We start from the raw sequence: 26,148 nt of genomic DNA, 5'->3' as shown, positions 1-26,148 counted from the left end.
ATCGATTAAAAACCTCTCTATCCTACTTTAGTCGTATTATAATATATGAAAATGATATATTACATAGTTTTGACATAGTGTCATATTCATTCAGTCTGCTAGTAGCTTTGTGTGTAGAAATGATATGACCTGGATAAATGTTAATAATGCGTTTCAACAACTACCAATGTGTTAATAACATCATCAAGTCATCTATTTTCTAACGTCACCCACAGATTTGAACTTCACTGACGTTAAGAATCAAACATCTAGGAAATTCAGAATTACCAATCCAGACGTTTATCTACAGACTGTAATATATTCAAAATAATATATTGTTAAAAGGAGTATCATTTTATGTCTAAAAAGTTTCATTACAAAACCCCAGCAATCATTGCATTAATAATCGCAGGATCTGCTATTACAACGCACCAAGCATATGCGCAAAGTAATTCAGAAACTTCAGAACCTACAAATACTACAAGCAATGTAAACCAGAATCAACAGCCGACAGGTAATCAAACGGCTCAAAATCAACAAGCAACTCAGGATACAGCTAAAACTATTGCTGGTACACAACAATACAAAGACCCTACACAAGTACAGCCAAAAGAAAATGATGAGAATTTGAGTTACGATTCTAAACTTGATCAATTAAATAATCAAGCAGAACCAAGTAATGAAGCAAATGCACAACCAACTGCAGATGCTCAAAACAATACAACTGATCAACCTGCTAATGTTACACAACAAGATACAGAACAAACAAATGCACAGGTTCAAAATGTGCAGGTAACAGAACAACAAAAATTAGCTGAACAACAAGCTCAAGCTGCTCAACAACAAGAACAAGCAAATAAACAACAAACTCAAGAAGCACAACAAGCTGTTCAAAAACAAGTTGTATCTGAACAAAACAAAGCTTCTCAACCTGAAGCACAAACATCAGTAAATCAAACAACACCTCAAAAAGTTGAGCAACCTAAAGCAACAACATATGCAGCACGTTCAACTGAACCTGTAACGACTTTCCGTTCAGTACAACAACCTACGCAAACAGCAACGCGTTCAGCACAAACTACACAAACTGCAACACGTTCTGCGCAACCTGCACAAACAACTTATAGTGCACCTAAACCATCACTACCAAAATATAAACCAACAGTGAAATCATCAATCAATGATTACATTCGTCAACAAAATTACAAAGTACCAACGTATGAGCAAGATTATTCTTCATACATTCCTAAATATAATTATCGTTATGGTAAACCTGAAGGTATCGTAATCCATGATACAGCGAATGAAAATTCAACATTGAATAACGAAGTTGCTTATATGAAAAACAACTGGCAAAATGCCTTTGTTCATGGTTTCGTAGATGGTAATCGTATCGTTGAAACAGCGAACACAGACTACCTTGCATGGGGTGCTGGTCCAGTAGCCAACGAACGTTACATTCACATGGAACTTGTGCATACACATGATAAAGATTCGTTTGCGCGTCAAATGAACAATATCGCTGACTATGCAGCAACAAACTTACAATATTATGGTTTAAAACCAGATAGTGCTGAATATGATGGTCGTGGTACAGTATGGACTCACCGTGCAGTTTCAAACTTCTTAGGTGGTACAGACCATGTCGATCCACATGGTTACTTACAATCACGCGGCTATAACTATGATGCGCTTTATGATTTAATCAATGAAAAATATTTAATCAAAGAAGGCGTTGTCGCACCTTGGGGTACTGCATCAAATACAACAACACAACCGACTCAACCTACTCAGCCAACAACTAAACCGACAACAAAACCTAGCACAAATACATCTCAATTAAAATTAATTCCAGTAGATTCACTAGGTCGTCTCAACAACACTAACAACGGTTTATATAAAACAGTTTATGATAAAGCTGGTGTTCAAAACTCAAACTTAAATAACCAAACATACCGCTTAACTAAAAAAGCGTTATTAGGTGACAAATCATTCTACTTAATCAGTGATTATAATAAAGGTACAAATTATGGTTGGGTACAAACTGGCGACATCACATACAAAGTCGGCCATCCTGTTACAACTAATACTAAAACTTATGGTGTTCAATCAGGCACTAAATTATACAGCACACCTTGGGGTACTGATAAACAAGCTGTCGCAACTGTTTCAGGTACAGGTGCACAAGCATTTAAAGCTTCTAAACAAACAGAAGTCAGCCCTACTCAATTTGTATACGGTACTGTAAACGGTAAATCTGGTTGGGTAGATATCGCTAAATTATCTAACTACACTGCACCTAAAACAACAGTCAACAAACCAACAACACAAGTAAAAGGTGTAAGTACTACAACACCTTCTAAAACAACAACGACTAAAAAAGCTGTGAAACCAGCGACAAAACCTGTCGCAAAAACTACAACTAAAACAGCAGTTAAACCTACTGCTAAACCTGTTGCGAAAACAACGACTAAAACAGCAGTTAAACCTGCAGCTACAACAACTAAAAAAGTTGTTAAACCAGCAACTAAACCAACTACTGCAGTTAAAACTACTAAAACAGCGGTTAAACCTGCAGCGAAGAAAGGTGTTAATACAGTAAAATCTGTTGCGAAAACAACTGCTCAAAAAGTTCAACCTACTGCAAAAGCAGCTACAACAACAAAAGCTGCAACACAAACAACTAAAGCACCATTAAACAAAACAATTACAGTAAACAAATTAGGTCAATATGTATCTGATAACTACGGTTTACGTGCAAGTGTTTATGATAAAAAAGGTGCGAAAGCTGCGAAATTCTTAGGTTACACTTACAACATCACTAGAGAACGTAACCAAGACGGTACATTATACTACCTATTACAAAATATCGGTTTAACTACGCCACTTGGTTGGGTTAACGCAAAAGATGTAAGAGTTGCGGATAAAGGTCTTGTAACACCTACATCTCAACAATACAGCGTTAATACAAAATCAAATGGTCTGTACACAACACCTTGGGGTACAGCAAAACAATTAATTGATCCATTAACAAAACAAAATGGTACATTCAAAGCAATTAAACGTACTTTAGTCAACAAAACACCCTATGTATACGGTACTGTAAATGGTAAAACTGGTTGGGTCGCTGAAAAAACATTAACACCTAAAACAACAGCTAAAGCTGCGACAACTTCAGCACAAAAACAACAACCAGCTGTGAAATACAACCACGACTATATCGTGACAAGCAATAAAGGTTATTACTACAAAACGCCAAATGGCCAAGTATTAGGTTCATTAAAAGACCAATTCGGTAACATCATTACAGTTTTCGAAAGACAAGTAGTTAATGGTGTGACTTGGTATCATGGTGTCTTAGCTAACGGACAAACAGCTTGGGTTAAAGCTGCAGATGTTCGTAATACATTGACACGTACAAATGTTTCTGACTACTCATTTGATCAAGCAGTCGCAAAACAAATGAACTTACCTTGGTCACCTAAAGTTCAACACGTGCCTGGTCAATGGGATGATGCATCAGAAGATGAAGTAAGAACTGCGATGGACCCTAGAACTATCACAGAAGATGCGACACAAAAATATCAATTCTTACGTTTAGACAAAGCACAAGCCCTTTCAGCAAGCAGTGTAAATAAATTACTTGAAGGTAAAGGGATTTTAGAAGGACAAGGTGCAGCTTTCACACAAGCAGCTAAAACATATGACATTAACGAAATCTATTTAATCTCACATGCCTTACTTGAAACTGGTAACGGTACATCTGCTTTAGCTAATGGCGGTTATGTCAACAACGCCAACAAAGTTGTGACAAACGAACCTAGAAAATACTACAATATGTTCGGTATCGGTGCGATTGACACAGATGCAGTACGTGGCGGCTTCAAAACAGCAGCACACTACGGTTGGGATACTGTAGAAAAAGCGATTATCGGTGGAGCTAAGTTCATCACAAGCGACTACTTAGATAGAGGTCAAAACACACTTTACCGCATGCGTTGGAATCCAAGCGAACCAGCTACGCATCAATATGCGACTGACATCAACTGGGCAAGCCACAATGCGACAAGAATGAAACAAATGTATGATAAAATCGGTGAAACTGGTAAATACTTCGATACAGATATTTATCGCGTTTAATCCAAATTATCATTTTGATATTTGAAAAGGACCTGCAGCGTAATAATAAAATGCTGCAGGTCCTTATTCATTAAAATACGGTATACAAGTTCTGTATACCGCATTCTTTTTAAATGTAAAAGGTTTTTTTATTTAATTTTGCTAGTAAGTTATATAGTGTTTCCACATCTTCAGCGGATAACTCTTCACAGTGTTTTTGTAACCATTCTCGGCGAGCGTCATTAATTTGATTGATTAATTCTTCGGATTTCGGCGTGACACTTAATACTTTACAACGTAAATCATGGTTCGATTGAATACTGATCACATAACCTAAATTGACGAGTTTTTTAATCCATCTTGAAACAATAGATTGTTCCTTTCCGATTTTCATTGTTAAATCATATTGTGATAAACTATGATGCTCATTCAAAATTCGTAAAAGTTCAATTTGTTCAGTTGTTAAATTAGCGCGTTGCCCAAAACGTTTATTTACGATAATCAAATCATTGTGTGTCATTGTTATTTGTTGTTCAAGTTGTTTAAACATAGATGTTATACCCCGCTAGTTTTAATATACATATTATAAGTTTTTTGCGGAAAATACACAACATTAACTTGCAAAAGTTGTTTATCTTGCATTTAAGTTGGTATGTATAATACGTTAAGATTATCTAAAATCTCAAAAGGAGTTTACATATGCATAAATCACTATCCCATAGAGATTATTATTTTGATAATGCCCGTGCCTTTTTAATTTATTTAGTGGTATTCGGACATTTATTAAACCCTTATGTACAAGGACATAAGCACATGGGTGCACTGTATTTATTAATATACAGTTTCCATATGCCCTCTTTCCTATTTATAAGTGGTTACTTTGCGAAAAATATCGGTAAGCCGGATCATTTAGAAAAAGTTGCGAAAAAACTATTAGTACCTTATTTTGTGTTCTTTAGTTTCTTCTCAATCTATTATTATCTGACAGGTAAAAGCAGTCACTTGCACTTGGATCCATTTGATCCTGTCTTTGCGTTATGGTTCTTAATTACGCTCTTTATCTTTCATGTTGTCTTAGTGATTGTAAAGAACTATAAAGCTTATTACGTATTACCGATTGCTGTAATAGTGTCTTTATTGGCAGGATTCTCTTCTGATATCGACGGCTATATGAGTTATTCAAGAACGATTGTGTTCTTCCCTATTTTCTATCTAGGGTTCTTAATGAATAAACATCAAGCGATGTTACTGAGAAATAAGAAGTTAATTCCAATTTCATTATTGATTTTAGTTGGATTCTATATCGTATATATGATTCATCCGATTAATTCTGATTGGTTGCTCGGCAGCTCACCATATAGTTCTTTAGATGGTCCTGACGTCTATAGTCCATTGAAACGTCTATTGCTCTATATCATTATTTGTGCCACGATGTTCTCATTCTTGAACCTAATCCCTTCAGGATTACATTGGTTTACGTATATTGGCCAACGTACTATGTACATTTATCTGTTACACGGTATTGCGATTGGATTGATTCGAGGCTTTAAACTTTATCCTTTCCAGGACCCAGTTACGTTGTGGACTTACCTATACTTGATTGGTTTAACAGCACTCATTGTCTATCTGTTATCCACAAACTTTGTAGCAAAATGGACCAATCCAGTCATCAACCTCAAGTCACCATCAAAATTTAAATCTAAATTATAAAGCATTGTGAGGCAAATCAACATTGCCTCACTTTTCTTTTGACAATTATCGACTTAAAATTAAAGCAATTCAGACTTTTTGACGGTTTTCAGTGTTACAATATGATAAGATAGCATTTACTTACATAGTGCAGTAATCAATTGAGGTGTTAACAGAGTGAAATTATCTTTAAATACAAATTCTAAATTTTTACGTGCGCCAAGCATCAGACAATTTTCAAGCCGAATTAAAAATATACCGGATTGTATCAACTTAACAATCGGTCAACCTGACTTCCCTATGCCTGATGTGGTTAAAGACGCGTATATTAAAGCGATTGAAAATGATGAAACGAGTTATTCTCATAATAAAGGCTTAATGGAAACAAGAAGTGCCATCCGTCAATACTTCAACCTTCGTTATAATGTGGATTACACAGAAGAAGAAATTATTGTGACGAATGGTGCAAGTGAAGCTATTGATACAGCTTTACGGAGCATCTTAGAACCTGGAGATGAAATCATTATTCCTGGTCCTATTTATGCAGGCTATATTCCATTGATTGAAACATTAGGCGGTCATCCTGTTTATGTAGATACTACACAAACAGACTTTAAAATTACGCCTGAAGCAATTCGTTCACATGTAAACGATAAAACAAAAGCGATTCTTTTAAACTACCCTACCAATCCAACAGGAGTTATTTTAAATAGAACAGAAGCTGAAGCGATTGCTGAAGAGTTACAACAACACGAAATTTTTGTGTTAAGTGACGAAATTTATGCTGAAAATACCTTTAAAGGTAAACACACATCCCTTGCGGAATTTGAAGGTTTACGTGGTCAATTATTATTAATCAGCGGTTTAAGTAAATCTCATTCAGCTACAGGTATCCGTATTGGCTTTTTACTAGGCCCTGAGTACTTAATAAAGAAATTGACATTCATGCATGCCTATAATACGATTTGTGCCAATGTACCCGCTCAAATCGCTTGTATCGCTGCGTTAACAGATGGCATCGATGCGCCAAAAGCGATGAATAAAGCATACAAAGAACGTTTAGCTTATTTAAAACAACGTTTACTTGATATGGGCTTTAAAATTGATGCCGAACCTGAAGGTGCATTCTATATTTTCCCGAGCCTTGCACCATTCGGTATTGAAGATGACTTTAATTTCTGTGTCGATGCCTTAGAAAAAGGTCATATTGCGATGGTACCTGGTTCTGCTTTTACAGATGCAGGTAAAGGTCATATTCGTATTTCATATGCTTATGACTTAGATACCATCAAAGAAGGTATGGATCGTCTTGAAAATTATTTAAATCAGTATGTAAAATAAATCATCATTAAGAAAGTGAGATAGACTAGTTCGCTAGTTCTACCTCACTTTCTTTTTTATTCTTTTTAATGTGCGGGTTATCTTAATATTATCCCTAAAAAAATTATCCTCTCTTATGAGCATAACATTCCCTCTTTATTCTCAGTATTTCTTGTTGACTTGACTAAACTTCTGGTTGACTTAGATTCTTTTGTGCGAAACCACGCATCATGTTATAGTAATCTTCTTTTTCATCAGAATCTAAATTCAATTGATTAATTACTTGTGTTGAAATGTTTTTGAATTGTGCTTTTAATTCTTTTCCCTCTTCAGTTAAACTTAACATCACTTTTCGTTCATCTTCAGGTAGTCTTTTTCTAATGACCAAGTTCTTCTTTTCTAAGCGCTTTACAATTGGACTGATTGTCCCTGAATCTAAAAACAATTTATTGCAAAGTGTTTTCACAAACACTTCTTCATCATCTTCAATATAAGATAAGACCATATAATTGGGGAAGCTGATATTGTATTGTTTCAGAAACTTGTTAAAACGGTTGATCACTTCTTTTGTTGTGATATAAAAAAGAAAACATAAGTCGTGATCTAAATTCTTCTTTGTGCTATTACTCATATAATTTCACCTCTACCTTAAAATATATTCAACATCATAATGAATGTCAATTAAATAGTTTTATTTATTAAGTAAATTTGTGCTTGCTTTATATAATTTGTTTAACTCACTCCGCAAAATAAAACACATAATAATACACATAAAATAAAGAGTTATGCCTGCTTTTAAAATATATTAATCCTAACGTGCACTTTATAATTTTAATCGCTGGACGTGCATTTTTTATTTACCTAATAAGTAAAAAAACGACATAAAAAGCCTCCCGCTTCACACCCAAAGGTATGAACACGAGAGACTTAATAAGAACCTCATCTAAATGATTAATCTATTATGGGAATTTAGGGAATTGATCAAAGTCAGGTTGACGTTTTTCTTTAAATGCGTCACGACCTTCTTTCGCTTCATCAGTTGTGTAATAAAGTAAAGTTGCATCCCCAGCCATTTGTTGAAGACCTGCTAAACCGTCAGTATCAGCATTCATTGCTGCTTTTAAGAAACGTAAAGCAGTTGGTGAATGTTGCATGATTTCTTGACACCATTGTACTGTTTCATCTTCAATTTGGTCTAATGGTACAACTGTGTTGACTAAGCCCATATCTAAAGCTTGTTGTGCGTCGTATTGACGGCATAAGTACCAGATTTCACGCGCTTTCTTGTGACCTACGATACGAGCTAAATAACCTGAACCGTAACCTGCGTCGAATGAACCGACTTTAGGCCCAGTTTGACCGAATCTTGCATTGTCTGCAGCGATTGTTAAGTCACATACGACTTGTAATACGTTGCCGCCGCCGATTGCATATCCACGCACCATTGCGATGACTGGTTTAGGAATAACACGGATTAAACGTTGTAAATCTAATACGTTTAAACGAGGAATTTGGTCGTCGCCTACATATCCGCCGTGACCGCGAACTTTTTGGTCGCCGCCTGAACAGAATGCCATGTCGCCTTCACCTGTTAAGATGATTACAGAAATACGTTGATCATCACGTGCACGTGAGAATGCGTCAATCATCTCTTGAACCGTTTTTGGTGTGAATGCATTACGCACTTCTGGACGGTTGATTGTAATTTTAGCAATACCATCGAAAAACTCATATTTTATCTCTTCATATTCTTTAATTGTTTCCCATTGTCTAGTCATTTTGCTCCTCCTTATTTAAAAAACCTAATATTAGTATATCAAATTGTGTTGGTTCTTCCACGTGAACCGTATGGCCAGCACCTTCCACAACATGAACTTCACTGTTTGGAAGTTGCTGATGCATCTTATGCGCAAGTTCCACAAACTTTTCGTCATACTCGCCGACAATCAGAGAGACTGGCAGCTGAAGTTGCGCAAGTTCTGGCCATAAATTCGGCATATGACCTGTGCCATAGTCACGCAGTGCTTTCGCCAAACCTTTTGGATCTTGTGCTAAGCGCATTGCACGATGTTTCTGGCGTTGTTCTTTTGTCATCATCTCTGCTTGGCTCGCAAACAATGGTAATTTCTCCCAATCATTCACAAACACTTCAATGTCCGCAATTTCTAATACTTTAGCTCTTGCTTCATCAACTTGCTGACGTTCTTTTTGCGCTGTTTCATCTGCAATGCCTGGTGAAGCACTTTCTAAAACCAAACCTGCTAGGTCTAATTGACCATGCAACGCATAATACAATGCTGCACGGCCACCCATAGAGTAGCCATGTAAATAGATATCATAAGCTTTAAATTGTACGAGTACATTATCTAACGCATCGCAAATAAAATCGAAATCCCATTGCTTAGTTCTGTCGCTGTTATCTTGACCATGTCCAGGCAGTTCTATCGTTACGACAGCTGCTGCTTCAGTCAGTTTGTCAATGTGTGAACTAAATGATGTCGCATCACTGATAAATCCATGCAACAAAACAAGCAAGTTATGATTTTCTGTTTTTTGACTGTCATAAAAATTATAATTCAACATTCGCAATATCACTCAATTTCTGATATAGGATTTGGTGTTGTTGACGATTGTCTTCACGGTCTGTACGAATTTCATAAATGTATGATTCTAATTGTGATAATGGCGTGAATTTAAAGTCTTCGACAGAATCCATTAAGGCATAGTTGAAATCATACAACATGGCCGCATGTTTGAACTCAAGATGCGTCGGTGTACCGAATAAACGTTCAAAGTATTTCGCTGCTGATTCTTTTTGTGGCAGATAAGAGAATATACCGCCGCCATCATTATTCAACAACACAATATTTAAATGAATATCATTCAATTTAGCCATCAACAAACCGTTCATGTCATGATAGAAAGCTAAATCACCGATTAACAATGTCACTTTCTTATGCACTGCCATACCGATTGCAGTAGAAACGACACCATCGATACCATTAGCACCGCGGTTGGCATAGATTTCCGCTTCACTATTTACAAATAGATTATCCACATCTCTAATTGGCATAGAATTGCTGACAAATAAAGCATCTTCTTTAGTAAGTTTATCTAATAAGATACCGACATTCGCCGCTTCGTCTGTCGCATGATCGATATAATTTTTCACTTCGATTTTTGCACGACTATCCATATCTTGCCATTGGGATAACCAACGTTTACGGTAAGCTGTCGGAATATCGCCAAGTGCACGGAAGAAGTCGTTCGGTGTCATTTCAAATGTAATATCTGCCGGTGTAGGGAAAGCATCTGGCTGCGCACTGTTTTGTACCGCAATTTGATAAGCATCTGTAGCTTTCAACCATTGATTTAATTTCTTAGATAATACTGGTTTGCCGACACGAATCACAAAATCAATATCTTTCGGATCTAAACCTGCACGAAATAGTAAGTCATACGTTGAAATAATATTCGGATGACCTGATTGACGCAGACCTGAAAGCGGACCTGCTAAAATCGGCAAGTCATGGACCGTCGCAAATGGTAACAACTCTCTCACATCTTGATGTTGCATATCGCCGACAATAACGAAACCACGTTTTTTCTTCAAGATTGGCTTAATAGCTTCAACCGTAGCTGTCTTTTGATATTTAGGTATGACTTTTTCGTTAGTCGTTAACCACTCTGTCATCTCGAAATCTGGTGTCAACGGTTCTCTAAACGGCAAGTTAAAATGTACAGGTCCACGTTTGGGGCCTTCAAAATATTGACTTGCAATCTGCATTTGGAAACGAATAACATCTTCAGTTGAACCTGTAGTGTCATCAGCTAATGGCATATCAAACTGATGACGTACAAAGTTTTGGAACATGTTGACCTGGTTCAACGTTTGCGGCGCACCAATGCCACGTAATTCGTGTGGGCGATCGCTTGTTAATACCACTAACGGCAAGTTGCTGATATCACTTTCAGCCACTGCTGACGTATAGTTGGTTGCTGCTGTTCCTGACGTACATAAAATAGCAACAGGTCGATTGCTGCCCTTAATCAATCCGAGCGCAAAGAATGAAGCACTGCGCTCATCTGGATGAATCCATGTCTTAATACCTGGGTGTGCTTCAAACGCTAAAGCAAGCGGTGTTGAACGAGACCCTGGACTAATGACAACTTCTCTGATGCCGTATGCATAGATTTCTGAAGCTAACGTAAACACTTGTTTGGTTAATAAAGTTTGATGATTATCCATGATTTTCGACTCCTAAAGCATTCATCATCGGAGTAAATTTTAGTGTAGTTTCTTCTAATTCACTCTGTGGATCAGACTGCTTAATAATACCGCAACCTGCAAATAAAGTTGCTTGTTTCTTTTTAATCAGCATAGAACGGATTGCGACGATAAATTCACAATTATCTTCCATATCAATATACCCTACTGGCGCACCATACAGACCTCTTGTTCCGAACTCTTTTTGTTCGATAAAGTCCATGGCTTTTTCTTTAGGATAACCGCCTAACGCAGGTGTTGGATGCAGACGGTCTAGTAAGCCAATATAGGTATTATTTTCTAACGCCCCTGAAATCTCTGTGTATAAATGATACAAATGATCATTTTTTAGGATTTTAGGATGCTTATTATAATCTACATCTGTAACGTATGGCTCAATATCATCTAGAATACTTTGCACCACAAAATGATGCTCTTGCAAGTTTTTCTCATCTTTCAAGAAAGCATCTACGTGTTTTTGATCTTCTGTTTCATCAGATGTACGTTTAATTGTCCCTGCAACTGCTTTCGTCGATAACACTTGGTTTTCGACTTCCATCAGTTGTTCTGGCGTTTGTGAAAAGAACACAGACCCTTCCGATTGCATTACGAATATATAGCTGTTGGATTCGTTGTGCATCGCATTTTCTAACACATATGCGATATCAATTGGTCGATCAAAGCGAATCATACGTCTGCGTGCTAAAACGATTTTTTCTTCATCATTCATAGAATCTATGGCTTCTTGTACAAGTTCTAACCATTCTTCTTTATAGATATCTTCACTGCGAACTACATCCCCAATAGGTTGTGTCGGTTCTACTTTCGTTTCTGCAACTTGTTGTACAAGTTCATGTAGGTCTTCTATATTAAACTCTTCTCTTAATACTGTATAAGTGACGAATGTTTCTGAAGCTGTCATCGTAATTAATACTTTCGGCAACACGAAATGGTTCAAGCCGAATTGACGCCACTCGTCATCTGATTTATGACTTGAAAATTGGAAACCTCCACACACTTTTAAGTGATGTTTATTTGAATCTGGATGGATAAGTGCGATATCATTTTTATAATTTTCCCATTCACGGAAAATGGTTTGTTTATTTTCATAGTCATTTTTAAATTTTAAAAGCGCGTTATATCCGAAAAAGGCCGTTTCTCCTGTATTCTCCCTGAAGTAGAAGCGGTCATCTGCTTTATCTTCTGTCATTTGGAAAAGCATGATTGGGTTCGTCGGCTGGTCGATTTTAACCTCCACTGAAACCCATTTTTCACGGCTTTCATATATTGCGTCGAGAATTTGATCATCCTTGACACTTACAGTCATCTATCTCACTTCTTTCATCATTCTACTTAATCACATTATCTCATTGTATCATTTTTTATCTTTATCTGTACTTTGATTTGCACATTTATTATTTACTATTTTTACATGATTTGACCTTTCTCTTTCTATTGCTTAAAATAAATTTATTAATCAGAATGCAGATAATTTATAATAGAATCTTTGTGTCTTAAAATCCGCAATCTGAAATTTGGTATTTTTAAGTGTTAAGAAGGAGAAACCATGTCAAAACAATATCAGGAATTTTCAACTGTTCGAAAATATTGGCTGTTGATGCGTCCTCACACTTTGACTGCAGCTGTTGTACCTGTATTAGTCGGTACAGCGACAGCAAAGTTATTCTTATTAGGTAGTGAAGACCATCTTAAGTTCAGTTTATTTTTAGCGATGTTACTTGCTTGTCTTTTAATTCAAGCAGCCACAAATATGTTCAACGAGTATTATGATTTCAAGAAAGGTCTTGATGATCATACATCAGTGGGCATCGGCGGCGCGATTGTACGTAACGGCATGAGCCCGAAACTCGTGATGAACTTAGCCATCGCCTTTTATGTGATTGCTGCGCTAATCGGTTTATTTATCGCTTCACAATCTTCTTATTGGTTAATCCCAATCGGAATCTTGTGTATGGCAGTCGGTTATCTGTATACAGGCGGTCCCTTCCCAATTTCTTGGACACCTTTTGGAGAGTTGTTCTCCGGCGTCTTTATGGGATTGATTATTATTTTAATCGCGTTCTTTATTCAAACAGATAACTTACAAGGTTATGCTGTATGGATCAGTGTACCGATTATTATCACAATTGGCTTAATTAATATGGCCAATAACATACGAGACCGTGTCAAAGACAAAGCAAGCGGACGCAAAACATTACCGATTTTATTAGGTAAAGCCAATTCTATCCGCTTCATGGCCCTCATGTACATCATCGCTTATGCGTGGGTCATTTATACTGTTTTCTTTGTACCTGGCGGTTCAATCTTTTACTTACTCGTACTGTTATCATTCCCGTTCCCTATCAAAGCCATTCGTCGTTTCAAAAAGAACGATACACCTGCTGAAATGATGCCAGCTATGGCAGCAACAGGTAAAACAAACACAGTATTTGGTTTACTGTATGCATTAGGGATCTATATCAGTGCGTTATTAGGCGGTATTTGATGTTGATAAAGAGATTGGAACTTTTCGTTCCAGTCTCTTTTTTTATCCTTCTTGAGGTTCAATGACCATGTGATAATAATCATGGCCATATAAATCAATCACACCTTCACTATGAAACCCTAAACGTTCGTAAAGTCTGAACGCACCTGTGTTTACTAAATCACAGCTCAAGCTCAGCTTATATGTTTTAGAGTGATGGATGACAGATTCCATTAACTGTGTCGCAATTCCTCTTCCTCTATATTTTGGGAAAACAGCCACAGTTTCGATATATAGCTCATCTGATTTTGCTTCTCTTAAAGGTAAAGGTGTTCCTATTGCTTTCGCTTCTTTTGGTAAATCTAACTTCAACCAATTTTCTTCTAAATCCATTTCATCTTTACCAAGATACGTAATAATAACGCCAGCGACTTCCCCTTCAACATCGTAAACTTGTACATTGTCGTAATAACAACGATAAGGTATTTCTGTAATACTTTGTTCCAGCCATTGAATGACATGAGATTTATCAAATCGTTTTACAATCGGCAACTCCATATCTTGCCAGATAATATATGTTAATTCTGCAATAGCACGTTTATCAGTTGTTTTAGCAGGTCTAATCATTGTTTTCTCCTTTATGTGTTTAGTTATTATCATTCACTATATAGTTTAACAATCATTTATATTGTTTGTTCACTTATTATTTTAACATTTGTATTATTGGAAAGTTTGTATTTCATCATTCATAATAAAGGTATCACTTAAATGGAGAAAGGAGCAATCAGCATGAAAGTAAATAAAATTGTTTATATTGTACTTGCACTGTTCCTCGGCAACTTCGGAGTGCACAGATTCTACGCAGGTAAAAACGGCTCAGGCCTTTTACACTTAGCGTTCTTCTGGACAGGCATTCCACATGTGATCGCGATTATCAGCGCAATCAATACAATGCTATTCAGACCAGCAGACAAACATGGTAATATCACATTTTAGTTAAATGGAGTTGAAACTATATGAATAAAGCAACGATTCTAACGTATTTAAATGAAAATCCTGCTAAATATCTTGTCCTTTATATGGACAACGGCAATGAAATTTCAGTAGAAGCCGTTGAAGAGAATTCAAATGCAGGCGCATTACACGTTACAGAACCATCAGAATATGTAGTAGATATTTCCAAGGTTTCTTATTTCGAACTTTTAGAACGTTCAACGTATTAATTAAGATATAGCAAAAAGAACCTGTCCAAGCTTTAGATAAGCTGACAGGTTCTTTTTTGTCCTTTTGAATTAAGGATGAAAAATCAGTAATAACACCACTGCCACAATTTGTGCAACAGAAGTTGTAATAATTCGACGCGTATAATAATAGCTGATTGATAGAATAGCTTGTACGATGAAAATAAAAATGCATAACCAGATTTGATCGAAGTAGAAAAAGAGTGAACTTGATGCGAGTGCAGTAATCACAATCGCTGCCCAAGCCGGTAACTTAAGATTCAACAATTGTTTTTGCAGTACCGTACGCATATAAAGTTCATGACAAGGAATCACAAAGAGTAATGTCACTAAAATCTGCCATTTAAAGTAAACGCCAGAACGTGATAAATCTTTAATCAATGATGTATACGTTAAATCTTGTGACATCAAAGACATAATCAACTGTACAATGATTAATGCGATTGCGGTTAAAATACCGATACCGATAGACGTCAACAATCGTTTAGATTCTAAATCACGTTGATAAAAGACATAACTGATACCCGCAAACAACATAATGCCTGTATACAGATACCAATATTCTTGTCGTTCTCCCCACATGATAAATAAGATGATGTGGAACACTACAAAGCTTATCACAAACCATAGTAATGCTTTTGTATTAGTTTTCATTATATTTTAACCTTCTTGATCAACTATCTTATAGCGTTTATGATTAATTACCGTTTTTTCAGGTAAATCTAATGATTCAAAATTTTTCATAATAGTTAAGTCAACAATAACAGAGTTATCATTAATTTTTTCGACACGGCCTCTTAAACCGTCATAAAATTCTACAATATCTCCTACTTCTGCAATAGTCATTACAGATCCTCCTTGAATTATACTATTCTATATTGTACTAAAATTCTCTCTTCAAATAAACAAATATCCTGTAAACACGTTATAATTGTAATTGAAGTCCGACTGGTGCCTTTTTTCTGGCAAAGTGTATAGTTGGCATTTTATCCTAAATTAGGGCATAAATAAAGTATCAAGCAAAGTAAGTACAGAAGGAGAGAGAATGTATGAAGTTTGTTAGTAACAAAGGTATTACAGACCCCACATTAAATTTAGCAATGGAAGAGTATGTGTTAAAACACCTTCCTAACGATAGCGATTACTTTTTATTCTATATTAACCGCCCTTCTATCATTATTGGTAAAAACCAAAATACGATTGAAGAAGTTGATCAACACTATGTAGATGAACACAATATCGATGTTGTGCGTCGAATTTCAGGCGGCGGTGCAGTTTATCATGACTTCGGAAACTTGAACTTCAGTTTTATCACTGATGACGACGGCAACAGTTTCCATAACTTTAAGAAGTTCACAGAACCGATTGTTCAAGCCTTACAATCAATGGGCGTAGATGCTGAAATGACTGGACGTAACGATATCCAAATCGGTGCAGCTAAAATTTCAGGAAATGCAATGGTTAAAGTGAAAGAGCGTATGTTCAGCCATGGTACTTTAATGTTAGATAGTGACTTAAACGAAGTTGCGAATGCTTTACGTGTGAACCCTGCGAAGATTCAATCTAAAGGTATTAAATCAGTACGTAAACGTGTCGCAAACATCTCTGAATTCTTAGAAGAGCCGATTGACATTGAAACTTTCAAAGAAATTATCCTAAAACATATCTTTGGTGAACATGAAGTTGAAGAATACGTGTTAACTGAAGATGATTGGAAGAACATTGAAGCATTAAGTAATGAAAAATATCGTTCATGGAATTGGAACTATGGTAAAAACCCTAAATATAACTTTGAACGTGAAGAGAAATTCGAAAAAGGTTTCGTTCAAATTAAATTGGATGTTAAGCGCGGACGTATTGAACATGCGAAAATTTTCGGTGACTTCTTCGGTGTCGGCGATGTGTCAGATTTAGAACATGCATTAGTCGGCAGCTTGCATAATTTCGAGAGTATTGAAGCGGCTTTATCTGAATTCGATACGTATCATTATTTCGGAGATATTCCAAGAGAAGAATTAATTCGATTAATGTCATAATTAAATAAGCTTTACATGATTAAGGTGAGAACTCAGTTTCTCACCTTTTCTCATTCAACTTTGACAAAAAGAAGAATCCCATTAAGTCAACGTCTTAGACATTGATTTAATGGGATTCTTACAGTAACGGAAACGGAGGGATTCGAACCCTCGCGCCGCTCTCGCGACCTACACCCTTAGCAGGGGCGCCTCTTCGGCCAACTTGAGTACGTTTCCATATGGCTCCACAGGTAGGACTCGAACCTACGACCGATCGGTTAACAGCCGATAGCTCTACCACTGAGCTACTGTGGAATAATGTAATTTCTTCAAGCACAAATACTATTATAACAATCCCTTAAAATAATTCAAGAGAAAATAACGAAAAAGTTGCGGAACATTTACACTCATTCCCTATAAACATCCCGCAGTTTGAGATAATATCATAAAATGTTTAAAATTACGCTAGCTGCGTGGTGTGTTATTAATCACTAAATAAGTACAAAGTGTTTCATACACGTCTAAAGCAGGTTTAGAGTAGTCAATAGGACGCTCTGTATTCCATTTAATTTTCTTAACACGCTTTCTAATGATGTGTTCATAATAAGCTGCATTTTTATATTGATGCCAGATAGTACGGACTGTTGCGGTTGTGATTAAAGATTGTCCGTCAGAAAAAGTGATTTTAGTGGTATTGTTCTTCAACGCTTTGATATCTTGTACAAATTCAATGTTAATCCAAATATTGTCTTCAGAGCGTTCAGAATGGGTAGAGAATAGAAAGATTGAAATAACTGGTGAAAGTAAAATGGGTGGTTTACTGTTGATGTTGGTAATCCGAGCAGTATCAGTTCGAAGAGATTGAAAGGTTGAACCATAAAAGCGACAAGAGTTGTCTAAAGTTTTTTGCGGGGAGCTTTCTACAATCCTCGGATCTTTATTGTAGGTAAGCAATTTTGTATGGAGTGCTCCATACTCTTGAGCAATGACTGGTATAATGGCCATATCATCGCTTTTGAAGATGCTATGTTCGTCCATAAGCACGTCCTCCTATTTAATTAATTACGATTAGAATTCGTTAGACATCTAATCATGTAATTATTGTATACTAGCACCTAGAAAAGTCAATAGAAACTTTTGAGTTAATATTACACTTTTAATTTTTAAAAAGTCAGAATATTCATTGATTTTAGATTAAATGCAATGTATACTCGTAAATAACTTAAAAAAAGAAAGGCAGTGATTAAAATGAATCACAATATCAATGTAAAAAATGGAACACTGAAGGCGTTCGTAGCGAATGTAAACGACCTGGGGGTAGAACTCGTAATTGATCAAGCTCTACGCAATGTACGTAAAGAAAAACTTACAGAACTGATTGACCAAGCTTTAATCGAAAAAGATGAAGCAGCATTCAATCGTTACATTGAAGAATACAATCAATTGGAGGATGTTTTAATTGGCTAACTCGTCGTGGGATTCCTGTTCCTGTTCATACTAAAAGGTCTATTCATTTCAAATACCGAATGAATAGACCTTTTTTTGTTTGCTTATTTTTAAGCATAATGAGAAATAAACTTCGTTCTATTTCCCCTCTTGATCATTTAAATAGTAATAGCCAATTGTATAAGTCAGTACTTCATTATCTTGGATTGGACTCGCTTGATCTTGAGATTGATGACGTACATTTTTATGGGCATCTTTGAAGACATCTGAGCTAAACCAATTTTTGAAACATGCTTCTGCTTCCCAAATTGTTAAAATTTTCACTTCATCATATTCTTTTAAATTATTTGTCGTTGTGACAAACATTTCTTTAAAACCTTCAATTGTTTCAATACCTTGTCGTTTGTAAAAACGTTCTACAATTCCTTCTGCTGAACCTTTATCTAATTTCAATTTGTTTTCTGCCATAAACATAGCGCATACACTCCTTTATCTGTGTTCAATTAATTTTCCAACCACAACAACACGTTTATCAGAACGCGAAAAAGCATCTTCACACGTAGATAACGTCATTATCTTGTCTTGTGGATGAACTGAAATATCTGTTTTGATTTTCGATTTATTTTTCGTTTCTTTTAAAAACTGTTCGTATTCATGTACATTGTTGAAACTTGTACGAATATAGTTATCATGGGCATCCGTCGAATATGCGCTGAATACTTTTAATGCATACTGATGATACTTTGTATCAAACTCTATCGTTTGATGTGCATCATAAAATGTTTGATTCAAATATTGATGTAAATCATCAAACATAGTTTTATCGCCAACACTATGACCATAAAGCACTGTATTTTGAGATAAATCTTGTAAGTTATTACGATAATCTACAAAGATACTGCCCTTTTTCGTTTTTTGTTTCTTAAAGTTATGTTCTAAGTAATCTTCATTATCTCGGGATTGTAAAACGGGATAATTCAAACTCGTACCTTCTAAACGAATCCACCCATGAATGTCAGAATTGACCTCTGCTAATGCTTCAAATTGTGGGCGGATCCCTTTCTTTTTATAGTCCGTTTGTAAAACTTCGTATTGTTTTTCTTCCGCTTCATTATCTAAACGATGTTGGAAGATAAGATAGATAGCCGCAATAATAACCAGCACTAATCCAAATTGAATGACACGTATTAGTTTATTCATCATTAACACCCGCCGTGACATTTACCAATTAATATGCCGCAATCTTTATCATGAATAATCTTTGCGTCGATTTGGTAAATTGTTTTTAATAATTCTGGTGTCACGATAGCTTGCGGCTTGCCTTGTGCTGCAATTTCACCATTTGCGACACAAATCAGTTCATCACTATAAGTTAAAGCCTGATTTATGTCATGAAGCACCATGATGATAGTTAAACGATGCATGTCGTTTAACTGTCGAATCATCTCAAGGACTTGATATTGATAATGTAAATCTAAAAATGTGGTAGGTTCATCTAATAATAAATATTGTGGTTCTTGGACTAAGGCCATTGCGATAAAAACACGTTGTTTTTCGCCACCGGACAAAGCGCCAATCGGACGATCTGCATACTTAGTTAAATTGAATTGTTCAAGTACACGTTCAATGACCGCTTCTCCTCTTACATCCTTCTTCAACCAACGATGATGACTATATCGTCCATAGCGCAGTAATGTTTTAACGGTGAAATCTTCAGGTGCTGTATTGTTTTGATGGACTGCTGATAACATTTGCGCAAGTTGTTTCTTACCTAATGTATTCAAATCATTGCCTTCTATGTACACACAACCAGCCTGAGGTTGAAGATAACCTGCAAGCATTTGAAGTAAGGTACTCTTACCTGATCCATTCGGTCCGATAATAGAAGTTACCGCATGACGTTTAATTGTCAGATTCAAGTCATTAAAGAGTTGTCTTTGACCATATTTAAACTCAACGTTGTTGATATTCATTTCGGTACGCTCCTTTACAAATTAAATAGATAAGATAAGGTCCGCCGATAATGACCGTAATAATATGCGCTGGCACTTCAAATTGACGGGACATCAACCTGCCAAGTGTATCCGCTAATAGCACGGCTATCGCACCGAATAACACACAACAAATCACAACTTTCTTATAGTCACTGCCGACTAATCGACGTGCAATATGCGGTACAATCAAACCAACAAAGGCCATAGCACCAGCTACAGCTACTGCACTGCTCGCTAAAAAGACCGCAATTAACCCTATCCACATACGGTAACGTTGAATAGGAAAGCCTAAGTTGTGTGCTTGTCGATCATCAAATCCCAACATATTCGCTTGAAAGATAACAGTTATAGCTAAGATAAGTCCTATACACGTTGTCACTGAAATTTGTGCTGCGTCTTTCCATACTTTTAAAGATAAACCAGCAGATAATCGCACAGCTGGGTTAGCGGTTAAATATTCCAACATACCATTCAACATCGCATACATCGACACACCGACAAGCAGCATGCGCATCGGATTCAGCTGATAACGGTGTTGTAAATAAAACAATAAAGTAAATGGCAATAATCCGCCTATAAAGCTGATAATTGGCATATAAAAGAATAAAGTCGGCATCAAAGTCATCACAAGTGCTTTAGCCACCAAGGCACCTGAACTGACACCGATAATACTGGCATCAGCAAGCGGGTTTTTCAGCACTGCTTGTAAATAAGCACCTGCTACGGATAACGCAGCACCTGCACAAATCGCGACAATGATACGTGGTAAACGTAAATCTATAATCGTATCGATTTGATTATCATGACCTGTTGCGATTTTATGCCAAAGCTGAGCTGAACTTATGCCTAATTTACCGTTAAGCAACGCAAACAAGACCAGTACAACAAAGAGAATTAAGGTACACATAAAGACGACACTGAATTTATATTTCATACTGCACCTCATTTCTTGTTGTAGAAGATATCATATAAATCTTGCATGGCTTGGTCTGCATCGATATTAGCTGTAATGCCGAAAGGTTGTTCTTCTAAATCATAGACACGACCTGTCTTGACTGCTTTAAAATGTTTCCAAATATCATTTTCTTTGAATTCTTTATCAAACATCTTTTTAACTTCTTCAGGCATTCCATGTGGCAAACGCAGAATAATATCTGGATCAACGTCATACAGATACTCTGTATTAGAAGCTAGATATTGTTTCGAATCTTCTTTAATCACATTTTCACCGCCCGCAATTTCAACTAAATTGCCGATATAAGAGCGATTCGTAGCAACTAAATAACTGCCTGGCACACCCATTAAAATAAGTACTTTAGGGTGCTTTTGTTGCGCTGCTTTTTGTCTGATTTGTTCTTCTGCATGAGTTAATTTTTGATTTAGCTTTGATGCTTCTGTTTCACGATTAAATTCTTTACCCATCTGTGAAATAGAAGTTTTCATGCCTTTTAGACTGTCATAGTCATAAAAGATAGCTTTAGCTTTAATCATTTTGAACTTAGGTTTTGTCTCATCTTCAATAGTAGAAACGCCTAAAATATGTGTCGGGTGAACAGCTTGTACCTTCTCCATATCTGGTGTCATCGGTTGTCCGACTTTCGGTACATTGTCATATCTTTTAGGCAGTGTTTTATATGAGTCCGGTTTACCTGCAATGTCTAAATTCAAAGCATCTAACGTTTGTGTCAAAGCTACTGTTGTCGGTACAATGCGGTATTTTTCAGAAGATGTTTGGTTATTTTTATCTTCTTGTGCTTGGCAACCAGTCAGTAGAACAATTAAACCTAAAAGTACCACACACCATCGTTTAATGTTTTTTCTCATGACCTTTACCTTCACCCTTTCTAACGTAAAGTGTAGAGACTACTAACAAAGCACTCGCCAAAATAATCACCGCACCTAAATAAATTTGATTCATTCTCTTTAAATACTTTCCAACATCTGAATGTGTCTTTGTAAATTTAATAGGTTCACCATCATCCGCATGCCGATTGAATTTAGGAAATATTTCAGGCAATGGCGGTTCTTCCATTGTTTTTGCAGTTTGTGTTGTTTTAACAGCACTTGGTTGTGGAGGTCTTGATGACGTAATAAATGGTGTGTCATTCATCGATTGTGCCTGATTAAATGCTGAATTGGTTGGTGTTTGTTTATGATTATGTGTCTCAGATGCATGTTCTGACGGAGTTTCTACTACAGTATTTTCTTTAGTTTCAACCGTTTCTGTCGTTTCATTTGTTGATATTTCTGTATCCTCATCTTGTTTGATAGATGTGCCACCTTTTTCTTCTTGTTGGCTTGGTGTGTCTGTCTCTTGAGCTGTTTCATTAAACACCATTTCAGTTGTATAGTGATGATCATAATTTAAATGCGGAACAATAATATGTACTTTTGAGGTCAATATTTTCTGATCTTTTGGCATGTTAAATTCAATGACACGTTGATCTTGTTGTGAATCTTCACTTACCACTTTTACTGGAATACGCGTTTCACCATTAAAGATTTCGAAAGACTTCCACCACGCAGCATTTTTTAATGTCATTTGAACAGTAGCTTGCTGATTGTGATAGGTCACTTTAGCTGGATGTACCATATATTGATCCATCACTGATCGTTCATTTGTTTGATGTTTTAATACTTTGAAATTCAAATTCTGTATTTCTGATACGTGGGTATTGGATTTCTTAGGAAATACTTTTTTGGGTGTGTGTGTTTCTGTTGGTTGTGTATCTGGTTTTGGTTGAACGTCAGTTTTTGGCTTCGATTCAGGACTTGGCTTTGGTGTCGGTTGTACTTTAGGTGTCACATCTTTTGGCAATTGTGCTTCTAAATTAATTTTGGTTGTATAGTGATGATCGTAATGAATATCAGGGACGATAATATGTACTTTTGAAGTAAATGTTTGCGTCTCTGATGTGACTTCAACTTCTACAATACGTGCTTCTTTTGTTTCACTGACTGTACGTACATCACATTGTTTATCACCTTCATATAATTCAAAAGCTTTCCACCACTCTGGATGCAGCAATTTAAACTGTAAATAAACTTTGTTGTTTTTAGTTTTGACAGTTGCTGGATGTGCCATATAATCATTCATAATTGACACATCCTGACTGTTTTCTTTATAGACTTTAAAAGGTATCTCTTTAATTGTTTGTTGTGATAATGTTTGATGATTGACTTCAGCTTTTGATTCGTCAACGGTAAATGAACAAAGTAAGCTGCCACATAGTACAGCAACTAAACATTTGTGAGGTACATTCATTTTAATGTTGTCCTTTTTTACGTTTATTGACGACAAAAAATAGAAGTAATACAGCTGAAGCACCAATTAAAGTGATATAAAGCCATTTAGATTCACCGGCAGCTGTTTGTGGATTTGTCGGTGTCGCATCTGATGATGTTGCTTTTCCTGTTGCTTCGGCATTTTCTCCTTTTGAAGTGTCACCTTTTGAATCATCCGCATGGGATGCAGCTGCGGCACTGTCACCTTGCTTATCACCTTTTAATAAATATGTGATGTTGTAGTTATGGTCATATTTAAAAGGTTTACCGTTTACTTCTTCATCGATATACACTTTAATTGTGCCTGGAATTTCGCCTGATGTTTTATCGATTAAAAATTCTGAAGTACGTTCATCTTTTGCTTTATCTTCATGCACAATATTTTCTTTTTGACCGTTAAATGTAAAGTTAACAATCCAATGGCTGTGGTTGACTGTGAATTGTACATATTGTTTACCGTTTTTATCAATTAACTTAGCGGGTTTATTGAAATAATCATTTGCCATGGATACGTCTTGTGTTTTATGTTTTAAAATATCGTAATTCAGATCTTTTTCAGCAGCTGAAGCTACAATGGAAAAAATGGCCCAAGTTAACACAATTAATACCGCACTCATTGCGATAACTTTCTTGATTGTTGTTGTCATATGAATCATCCTTCTTTCTATATGATGAGAGGTTGTGAGAGACCCACAACCTCATTTTCTTGATTCTCAGGAATACATTACAGACTATTTTTCTTTGATTTCACGTGTCTATTCCAAAACAGTGCGATACCACCTAAAAATACAGATAAAATACCAAACGTTGTCGCTGATTCTTCTGTACCAGTTTTCGGCAATGCTTTTGCCTTATCAGGTGTTGATTTGTTTCCTTTAACTGATTTTACAGTTTCAGACTTCATTGCTTTAGCTTTAACTGAACCAAGCGGCTGTACAGATTTAGATGCTATAGCTTTCATAGATGGTTGAGTTGCTGCCGCATCTTGTACTTCTGTCACAACTTCAGATACTTTTGGTTCTGTTTTTTGAACTGACATCGGTTCTACTTTTATTTCTGGTTTTACATTAGACTCATCCGATGCTTTTTCAGTCGATTCATCGACTTGCTTAGTATCTTTTTCAGGTGTGATAACTTTTGGTTGTACTTTTTCAGCTGTTTTATCTACAACTTTATCAGTTGCTTGATCTTCAGCTTTTTCTTGTGGCTTAGGCATAGGTTTAACTTGTGGTTTTGACTCAGGTGCTTTTAAATCAGCAACTGCTTCGTCAAAAGCAATTTGTGTCGTATATTTATTGTTGTAATTGATGCCTGGGACTACAATATGCACCTTACTTGTTAACAGCTTTGTACCTGGTTTCACTTCAAAGTTAATAACTTTTTGATCTGCTGTTTTTGAAACCTCATGTTGTTTGAGCTGTTGTGCACCATCAAAGAGTTCAAATGATTGCCACCAATCTGGATTTTTAATTGTAAACTGTACAAATGTTTTACCATTTTCCTTAACCACTTTTGCTGGGTGGTCCATATAATCATCCATGACTGATTTTTGATCTTCACCGTCTTTTTTAACCATAAAGCCGATTTCTTTTGTAACAGGCGCAGCATTCAGAGTTTCTACTTTAGGTGTAGTGTGGTCAGATTGTTGTTCAACTTGTGGTTTTGGAGCTGGCTTTTCTACTTGTGGCTTAGGCGTCACTTTCGGTGCTGCTGCATCTGATTGTTGTTGATTTGATTGTGCAGTCGGCGGTTTATTTTGGTCAAGGTCTTTAATTCTTACATGGTAAGCACCTTCGTAGTTGATTTTAGGTAAGCTGACCTTCACAATCGCATCATAGTGATCAATACCAACTTGATATGGGAAGACGACTGTTCTTTCATTCTTCTTCGTATCACGTGCGATCGTTTTCACACGCTCGTAACCTTCTTTAGTATCTACCATAAAGTCATCCCACATGCTTTCTGACTTAATTGTCATCGCCACATAGTGTTTACCGTTTTGTTGGAAGACTTGCATAGGTTTGACTACTTCAAAGTCCATATGTGAGGGCTCATTTTTCTTACTATGCAACACTTCAAAGTTATGTTGTTTTGGGTTCGTAATTGTGAAATCTGACAATGGCGCATTTTTAAATTCTTTTTTCGCTGCTTCTAACTGTTCTTTTAATTGTTCTTCATAGTCAGCAAGCATTTCTTTATCATTTTCTGAAGGCACTTTATCTTTCGCCATCAACTTCTTAAGTTGATAAATCTTATCTTCTAACGTAATCGCATTATCGAATGCTTCTGTTTCTTTCTTTTTCTTATA

Annotated in this window: 26 protein-coding genes and 2 tRNA genes; 8 read left to right on the top strand and 20 right to left on the bottom strand. The window is 36.2% G+C overall.

Translation table 11 applies throughout. The annotated features are described in order from the left end of the window. Positions 1-336: 336 nt before the first annotated feature. Positions 337-4,119 carry an N-acetylmuramoyl-L-alanine amidase gene (locus HMPREF2846_RS04440; RefSeq protein WP_070625877.1) on the top strand — a complete coding sequence of 1,261 codons (3,783 nt, stop codon included), beginning with the start codon at positions 337-339 and terminating at the stop codon, positions 4,117-4,119. A 109-nt stretch (positions 4,120-4,228) separates the two neighbouring features. On the opposite strand, the gene HMPREF2846_RS04435 is transcribed toward HMPREF2846_RS04440, so the two are convergent. Next, positions 4,229-4,648 (bottom strand): MarR family transcriptional regulator, encoded by a 420-nt coding sequence (locus HMPREF2846_RS04435; RefSeq protein ID WP_070625875.1) that lies wholly within the window; start codon positions 4,646-4,648, stop codon positions 4,229-4,231. Positions 4,649-4,797: 149 nt separating this feature from the next. Here HMPREF2846_RS04435 and HMPREF2846_RS04430 point away from each other — a divergent pair, with 149 nt between their 5' ends. Continuing rightward, positions 4,798-5,808 carry an acyltransferase family protein gene (locus HMPREF2846_RS04430; RefSeq protein WP_070625873.1) on the top strand — a complete coding sequence of 337 codons (1,011 nt, stop codon included), beginning with the start codon at positions 4,798-4,800 and terminating at the stop codon, positions 5,806-5,808. A 156-nt stretch (positions 5,809-5,964) separates the two neighbouring features. After that, on the top strand, positions 5,965-7,128 hold the full coding sequence (locus HMPREF2846_RS04425) for an aminotransferase class I/II-fold pyridoxal phosphate-dependent enzyme (protein ID WP_070625871.1): 1,164 nt from the start codon (positions 5,965-5,967) through the stop codon (positions 7,126-7,128). 163 nt (positions 7,129-7,291) lie between these two features. Here HMPREF2846_RS04425 and HMPREF2846_RS04420 read toward each other — a convergent pair whose 3' ends face one another. From HMPREF2846_RS04420 to HMPREF2846_RS04400, 5 genes are all read right to left on the bottom strand, one after another. Beyond that, the gene (locus HMPREF2846_RS04420; RefSeq protein ID WP_002480459.1) at positions 7,292-7,738 is read right to left on the bottom strand and encodes a MarR family winged helix-turn-helix transcriptional regulator; all 447 of its coding nucleotides are present in this window, start codon (positions 7,736-7,738) and stop codon (positions 7,292-7,294) included. Positions 7,739-8,066: 328 nt separating this feature from the next. Continuing rightward, entirely contained in the window at positions 8,067-8,885 is an 819-nt protein-coding gene (gene menB, locus HMPREF2846_RS04415) for a 1,4-dihydroxy-2-naphthoyl-CoA synthase (RefSeq protein ID WP_002480458.1), read from the bottom strand. Then, complete coding sequence (menH, locus tag HMPREF2846_RS04410) at positions 8,878-9,690, bottom strand: 2-succinyl-6-hydroxy-2,4-cyclohexadiene-1-carboxylate synthase (protein WP_070625868.1); 813 nt, start codon at positions 9,688-9,690, stop codon at positions 8,878-8,880. The genes menB and menH overlap by 8 nt, the downstream gene beginning before the upstream one ends. Then, positions 9,677-11,356 carry a 2-succinyl-5-enolpyruvyl-6-hydroxy-3-cyclohexene-1-carboxylic-acid synthase gene (gene menD, locus HMPREF2846_RS04405; RefSeq protein WP_060803877.1) on the bottom strand — a complete coding sequence of 560 codons (1,680 nt, stop codon included), beginning with the start codon at positions 11,354-11,356 and terminating at the stop codon, positions 9,677-9,679. The genes menH and menD overlap by 14 nt, the downstream gene beginning before the upstream one ends. Next, positions 11,349-12,701, bottom strand: a complete 1,353-nt coding sequence (locus tag HMPREF2846_RS04400; protein ID WP_023015843.1) for an isochorismate synthase — start codon at positions 12,699-12,701, stop codon at positions 11,349-11,351. The genes menD and HMPREF2846_RS04400 overlap by 8 nt, the downstream gene beginning before the upstream one ends. A 240-nt stretch (positions 12,702-12,941) precedes the next feature. Here HMPREF2846_RS04400 and HMPREF2846_RS04395 point away from each other — a divergent pair, with 240 nt between their 5' ends. Then, on the top strand, positions 12,942-13,880 hold the full coding sequence (locus HMPREF2846_RS04395) for a 1,4-dihydroxy-2-naphthoate polyprenyltransferase (protein ID WP_002480454.1): 939 nt from the start codon (positions 12,942-12,944) through the stop codon (positions 13,878-13,880). Between the two features lie 42 nt (positions 13,881-13,922). On the opposite strand, the gene HMPREF2846_RS04390 is transcribed toward HMPREF2846_RS04395, so the two are convergent. Further along, complete coding sequence (locus tag HMPREF2846_RS04390; protein WP_070625867.1) at positions 13,923-14,486, bottom strand: GNAT family N-acetyltransferase; 564 nt, start codon at positions 14,484-14,486, stop codon at positions 13,923-13,925. A gap of 162 nt (positions 14,487-14,648) precedes the next feature. On the opposite strand from HMPREF2846_RS04390, the gene HMPREF2846_RS04385 reads away from it, so the two are divergent. Together HMPREF2846_RS04385 and HMPREF2846_RS04380 are read left to right on the top strand one after the other, a co-directional pair. After that, on the top strand, positions 14,649-14,855 hold the full coding sequence (locus HMPREF2846_RS04385; protein WP_002480452.1) for a TM2 domain-containing protein: 207 nt from the start codon (positions 14,649-14,651) through the stop codon (positions 14,853-14,855). Positions 14,856-14,875: 20 nt separating this feature from the next. Next, positions 14,876-15,082, top strand: coding sequence for a hypothetical protein (locus HMPREF2846_RS04380; protein WP_070625865.1), 207 nt, complete (start codon positions 14,876-14,878; stop codon positions 15,080-15,082). Between the two features lie 69 nt (positions 15,083-15,151). Here HMPREF2846_RS04380 and HMPREF2846_RS04375 read toward each other — a convergent pair whose 3' ends face one another. Both HMPREF2846_RS04375 and HMPREF2846_RS04370 read right to left on the bottom strand, forming a co-directional pair. After that, positions 15,152-15,754, bottom strand: a complete 603-nt coding sequence (locus tag HMPREF2846_RS04375) for a CPBP family glutamic-type intramembrane protease (protein WP_002480450.1) — start codon at positions 15,752-15,754, stop codon at positions 15,152-15,154. Between the two features lie 6 nt (positions 15,755-15,760). Next, positions 15,761-15,946, bottom strand: coding sequence for a YkvS family protein (locus HMPREF2846_RS04370; RefSeq protein ID WP_002480449.1), 186 nt, complete (start codon positions 15,944-15,946; stop codon positions 15,761-15,763). A gap of 203 nt (positions 15,947-16,149) precedes the next feature. Between HMPREF2846_RS04370 and HMPREF2846_RS04365 the strand changes: the two genes are divergently transcribed. Then, entirely contained in the window at positions 16,150-17,136 is a 987-nt protein-coding gene (locus HMPREF2846_RS04365; protein ID WP_070625863.1) for a lipoate--protein ligase, read from the top strand. 127 nt (positions 17,137-17,263) lie between these two features. Here HMPREF2846_RS04365 and HMPREF2846_RS04360 read toward each other — a convergent pair. The 3 genes from HMPREF2846_RS04360 to HMPREF2846_RS04350 all read right to left on the bottom strand — a co-directional run bounded on the left by HMPREF2846_RS04360 (position 17,264) and on the right by HMPREF2846_RS04350 (position 18,153). Next, a tRNA-Ser gene (locus tag HMPREF2846_RS04360) sits at positions 17,264-17,352 on the bottom strand. A gap of 3 nt (positions 17,353-17,355) precedes the next feature. Next, positions 17,356-17,430 (bottom strand) — tRNA-Asn (locus tag HMPREF2846_RS04355). Positions 17,431-17,580: 150 nt separating this feature from the next. Next, positions 17,581-18,153 (bottom strand): competence protein ComK, encoded by a 573-nt coding sequence (locus HMPREF2846_RS04350; protein WP_002480447.1) that lies wholly within the window; start codon positions 18,151-18,153, stop codon positions 17,581-17,583. Positions 18,154-18,363: 210 nt separating this feature from the next. Here HMPREF2846_RS04350 and HMPREF2846_RS04345 point away from each other — a divergent pair, with 210 nt between their 5' ends. Continuing rightward, positions 18,364-18,582 (top strand): IDEAL domain-containing protein, encoded by a 219-nt coding sequence (locus HMPREF2846_RS04345; protein WP_002480446.1) that lies wholly within the window; start codon positions 18,364-18,366, stop codon positions 18,580-18,582. Between the two features lie 117 nt (positions 18,583-18,699). On the opposite strand, the gene HMPREF2846_RS04340 is transcribed toward HMPREF2846_RS04345, so the two are convergent. The 8 genes from HMPREF2846_RS04340 to HMPREF2846_RS14355 form a co-directional block, all read right to left on the bottom strand. After that, a complete protein-coding gene (locus tag HMPREF2846_RS04340; protein ID WP_070625861.1) occupies positions 18,700-19,035 on the bottom strand; it encodes an antibiotic biosynthesis monooxygenase in 336 nt (111 codons plus the stop codon). A gap of 15 nt (positions 19,036-19,050) precedes the next feature. Next, the gene (gene srtB / locus HMPREF2846_RS04335) at positions 19,051-19,761 is read right to left on the bottom strand and encodes a class B sortase (protein ID WP_070625858.1); all 711 of its coding nucleotides are present in this window, start codon (positions 19,759-19,761) and stop codon (positions 19,051-19,053) included. Between the two features lie 2 nt (positions 19,762-19,763). After that, positions 19,764-20,534 (bottom strand): ABC transporter ATP-binding protein, encoded by a 771-nt coding sequence (locus tag HMPREF2846_RS04330; RefSeq protein WP_070625856.1) that lies wholly within the window; start codon positions 20,532-20,534, stop codon positions 19,764-19,766. Beyond that, entirely contained in the window at positions 20,515-21,489 is a 975-nt protein-coding gene (locus HMPREF2846_RS04325; RefSeq protein WP_070625854.1) for a FecCD family ABC transporter permease, read from the bottom strand. The genes HMPREF2846_RS04330 and HMPREF2846_RS04325 overlap by 20 nt, the downstream gene beginning before the upstream one ends. Before the next feature lie 8 nt (positions 21,490-21,497). Then, positions 21,498-22,379, bottom strand: a complete 882-nt coding sequence (isdE, locus tag HMPREF2846_RS04320) for a heme ABC transporter substrate-binding protein IsdE (protein WP_070625852.1) — start codon at positions 22,377-22,379, stop codon at positions 21,498-21,500. After that, positions 22,363-23,820, bottom strand: coding sequence for an NEAT domain-containing protein (locus tag HMPREF2846_RS04315; RefSeq protein ID WP_070625850.1), 1,458 nt, complete (start codon positions 23,818-23,820; stop codon positions 22,363-22,365). The genes isdE and HMPREF2846_RS04315 overlap by 17 nt, the downstream gene beginning before the upstream one ends. Position 23,821: 1 nt before the next feature. Beyond that, on the bottom strand, positions 23,822-24,487 hold the full coding sequence (gene isdC, locus HMPREF2846_RS04310) for a heme uptake protein IsdC (protein WP_070625848.1): 666 nt from the start codon (positions 24,485-24,487) through the stop codon (positions 23,822-23,824). A gap of 77 nt (positions 24,488-24,564) precedes the next feature. Beyond that, positions 24,565-26,148, bottom strand: a 1,584-nt coding sequence (locus HMPREF2846_RS14355; RefSeq protein WP_070625847.1) for an NEAT domain-containing protein, incomplete at its 5' end; no start/stop codon positions are given.

Source organism: Staphylococcus sp. HMSC056G08 (assembly GCF_001812305.1).
Classification (GTDB): Bacteria; Bacillota; Bacilli; order Staphylococcales; family Staphylococcaceae; genus Staphylococcus; species Staphylococcus simulans.
This window is presented reverse-complemented; position numbering and strand designations above follow the sequence as displayed.

Excerpts from the sequence above, each read along its gene's own strand:
- HMPREF2846_RS04440 (WP_070625877.1), top strand. The coding sequence starts at position 337 with ATGTCTAAAAAGTTTCATTACAAAACCCCAGCAATCATTGCATTAATA.
- HMPREF2846_RS04435 (WP_070625875.1), bottom strand. The coding sequence starts at position 4,648 with ATGTTTAAACAACTTGAACAACAAATAACAATGACACACAATGATTTG.
- HMPREF2846_RS04430 (WP_070625873.1), top strand. The coding sequence starts at position 4,798 with ATGCATAAATCACTATCCCATAGAGATTATTATTTTGATAATGCCCGT.
- HMPREF2846_RS04420 (WP_002480459.1), bottom strand. The coding sequence starts at position 7,738 with ATGAGTAATAGCACAAAGAAGAATTTAGATCACGACTTATGTTTTCTT.
- menB (WP_002480458.1), bottom strand. The coding sequence starts at position 8,885 with ATGACTAGACAATGGGAAACAATTAAAGAATATGAAGAGATAAAATAT.
- menH (WP_070625868.1), bottom strand. The coding sequence starts at position 9,690 with ATGTTGAATTATAATTTTTATGACAGTCAAAAAACAGAAAATCATAAC.
- menD (WP_060803877.1), bottom strand. The coding sequence starts at position 11,356 with ATGGATAATCATCAAACTTTATTAACCAAACAAGTGTTTACGTTAGCT.
- HMPREF2846_RS04400 (WP_023015843.1), bottom strand. The coding sequence starts at position 12,701 with ATGACTGTAAGTGTCAAGGATGATCAAATTCTCGACGCAATATATGAA.
- HMPREF2846_RS04395 (WP_002480454.1), top strand. The coding sequence starts at position 12,942 with ATGTCAAAACAATATCAGGAATTTTCAACTGTTCGAAAATATTGGCTG.
- HMPREF2846_RS04390 (WP_070625867.1), bottom strand. The coding sequence starts at position 14,486 with ATGATTAGACCTGCTAAAACAACTGATAAACGTGCTATTGCAGAATTA.
- HMPREF2846_RS04385 (WP_002480452.1), top strand. The coding sequence starts at position 14,649 with ATGAAAGTAAATAAAATTGTTTATATTGTACTTGCACTGTTCCTCGGC.
- HMPREF2846_RS04380 (WP_070625865.1), top strand. The coding sequence starts at position 14,876 with ATGAATAAAGCAACGATTCTAACGTATTTAAATGAAAATCCTGCTAAA.
- HMPREF2846_RS04375 (WP_002480450.1), bottom strand. The coding sequence starts at position 15,754 with ATGAAAACTAATACAAAAGCATTACTATGGTTTGTGATAAGCTTTGTA.
- HMPREF2846_RS04370 (WP_002480449.1), bottom strand. The coding sequence starts at position 15,946 with ATGACTATTGCAGAAGTAGGAGATATTGTAGAATTTTATGACGGTTTA.
- HMPREF2846_RS04365 (WP_070625863.1), top strand. The coding sequence starts at position 16,150 with ATGAAGTTTGTTAGTAACAAAGGTATTACAGACCCCACATTAAATTTA.
- HMPREF2846_RS04350 (WP_002480447.1), bottom strand. The coding sequence starts at position 18,153 with ATGGACGAACATAGCATCTTCAAAAGCGATGATATGGCCATTATACCA.
- HMPREF2846_RS04345 (WP_002480446.1), top strand. The coding sequence starts at position 18,364 with ATGAATCACAATATCAATGTAAAAAATGGAACACTGAAGGCGTTCGTA.
- HMPREF2846_RS04340 (WP_070625861.1), bottom strand. The coding sequence starts at position 19,035 with ATGTTTATGGCAGAAAACAAATTGAAATTAGATAAAGGTTCAGCAGAA.
- srtB (WP_070625858.1), bottom strand. The coding sequence starts at position 19,761 with ATGAATAAACTAATACGTGTCATTCAATTTGGATTAGTGCTGGTTATT.
- HMPREF2846_RS04330 (WP_070625856.1), bottom strand. The coding sequence starts at position 20,534 with ATGAATATCAACAACGTTGAGTTTAAATATGGTCAAAGACAACTCTTT.
- HMPREF2846_RS04325 (WP_070625854.1), bottom strand. The coding sequence starts at position 21,489 with ATGAAATATAAATTCAGTGTCGTCTTTATGTGTACCTTAATTCTCTTT.
- isdE (WP_070625852.1), bottom strand. The coding sequence starts at position 22,379 with ATGAGAAAAAACATTAAACGATGGTGTGTGGTACTTTTAGGTTTAATT.
- HMPREF2846_RS04315 (WP_070625850.1), bottom strand. The coding sequence starts at position 23,820 with ATGAATGTACCTCACAAATGTTTAGTTGCTGTACTATGTGGCAGCTTA.
- isdC (WP_070625848.1), bottom strand. The coding sequence starts at position 24,487 with ATGACAACAACAATCAAGAAAGTTATCGCAATGAGTGCGGTATTAATT.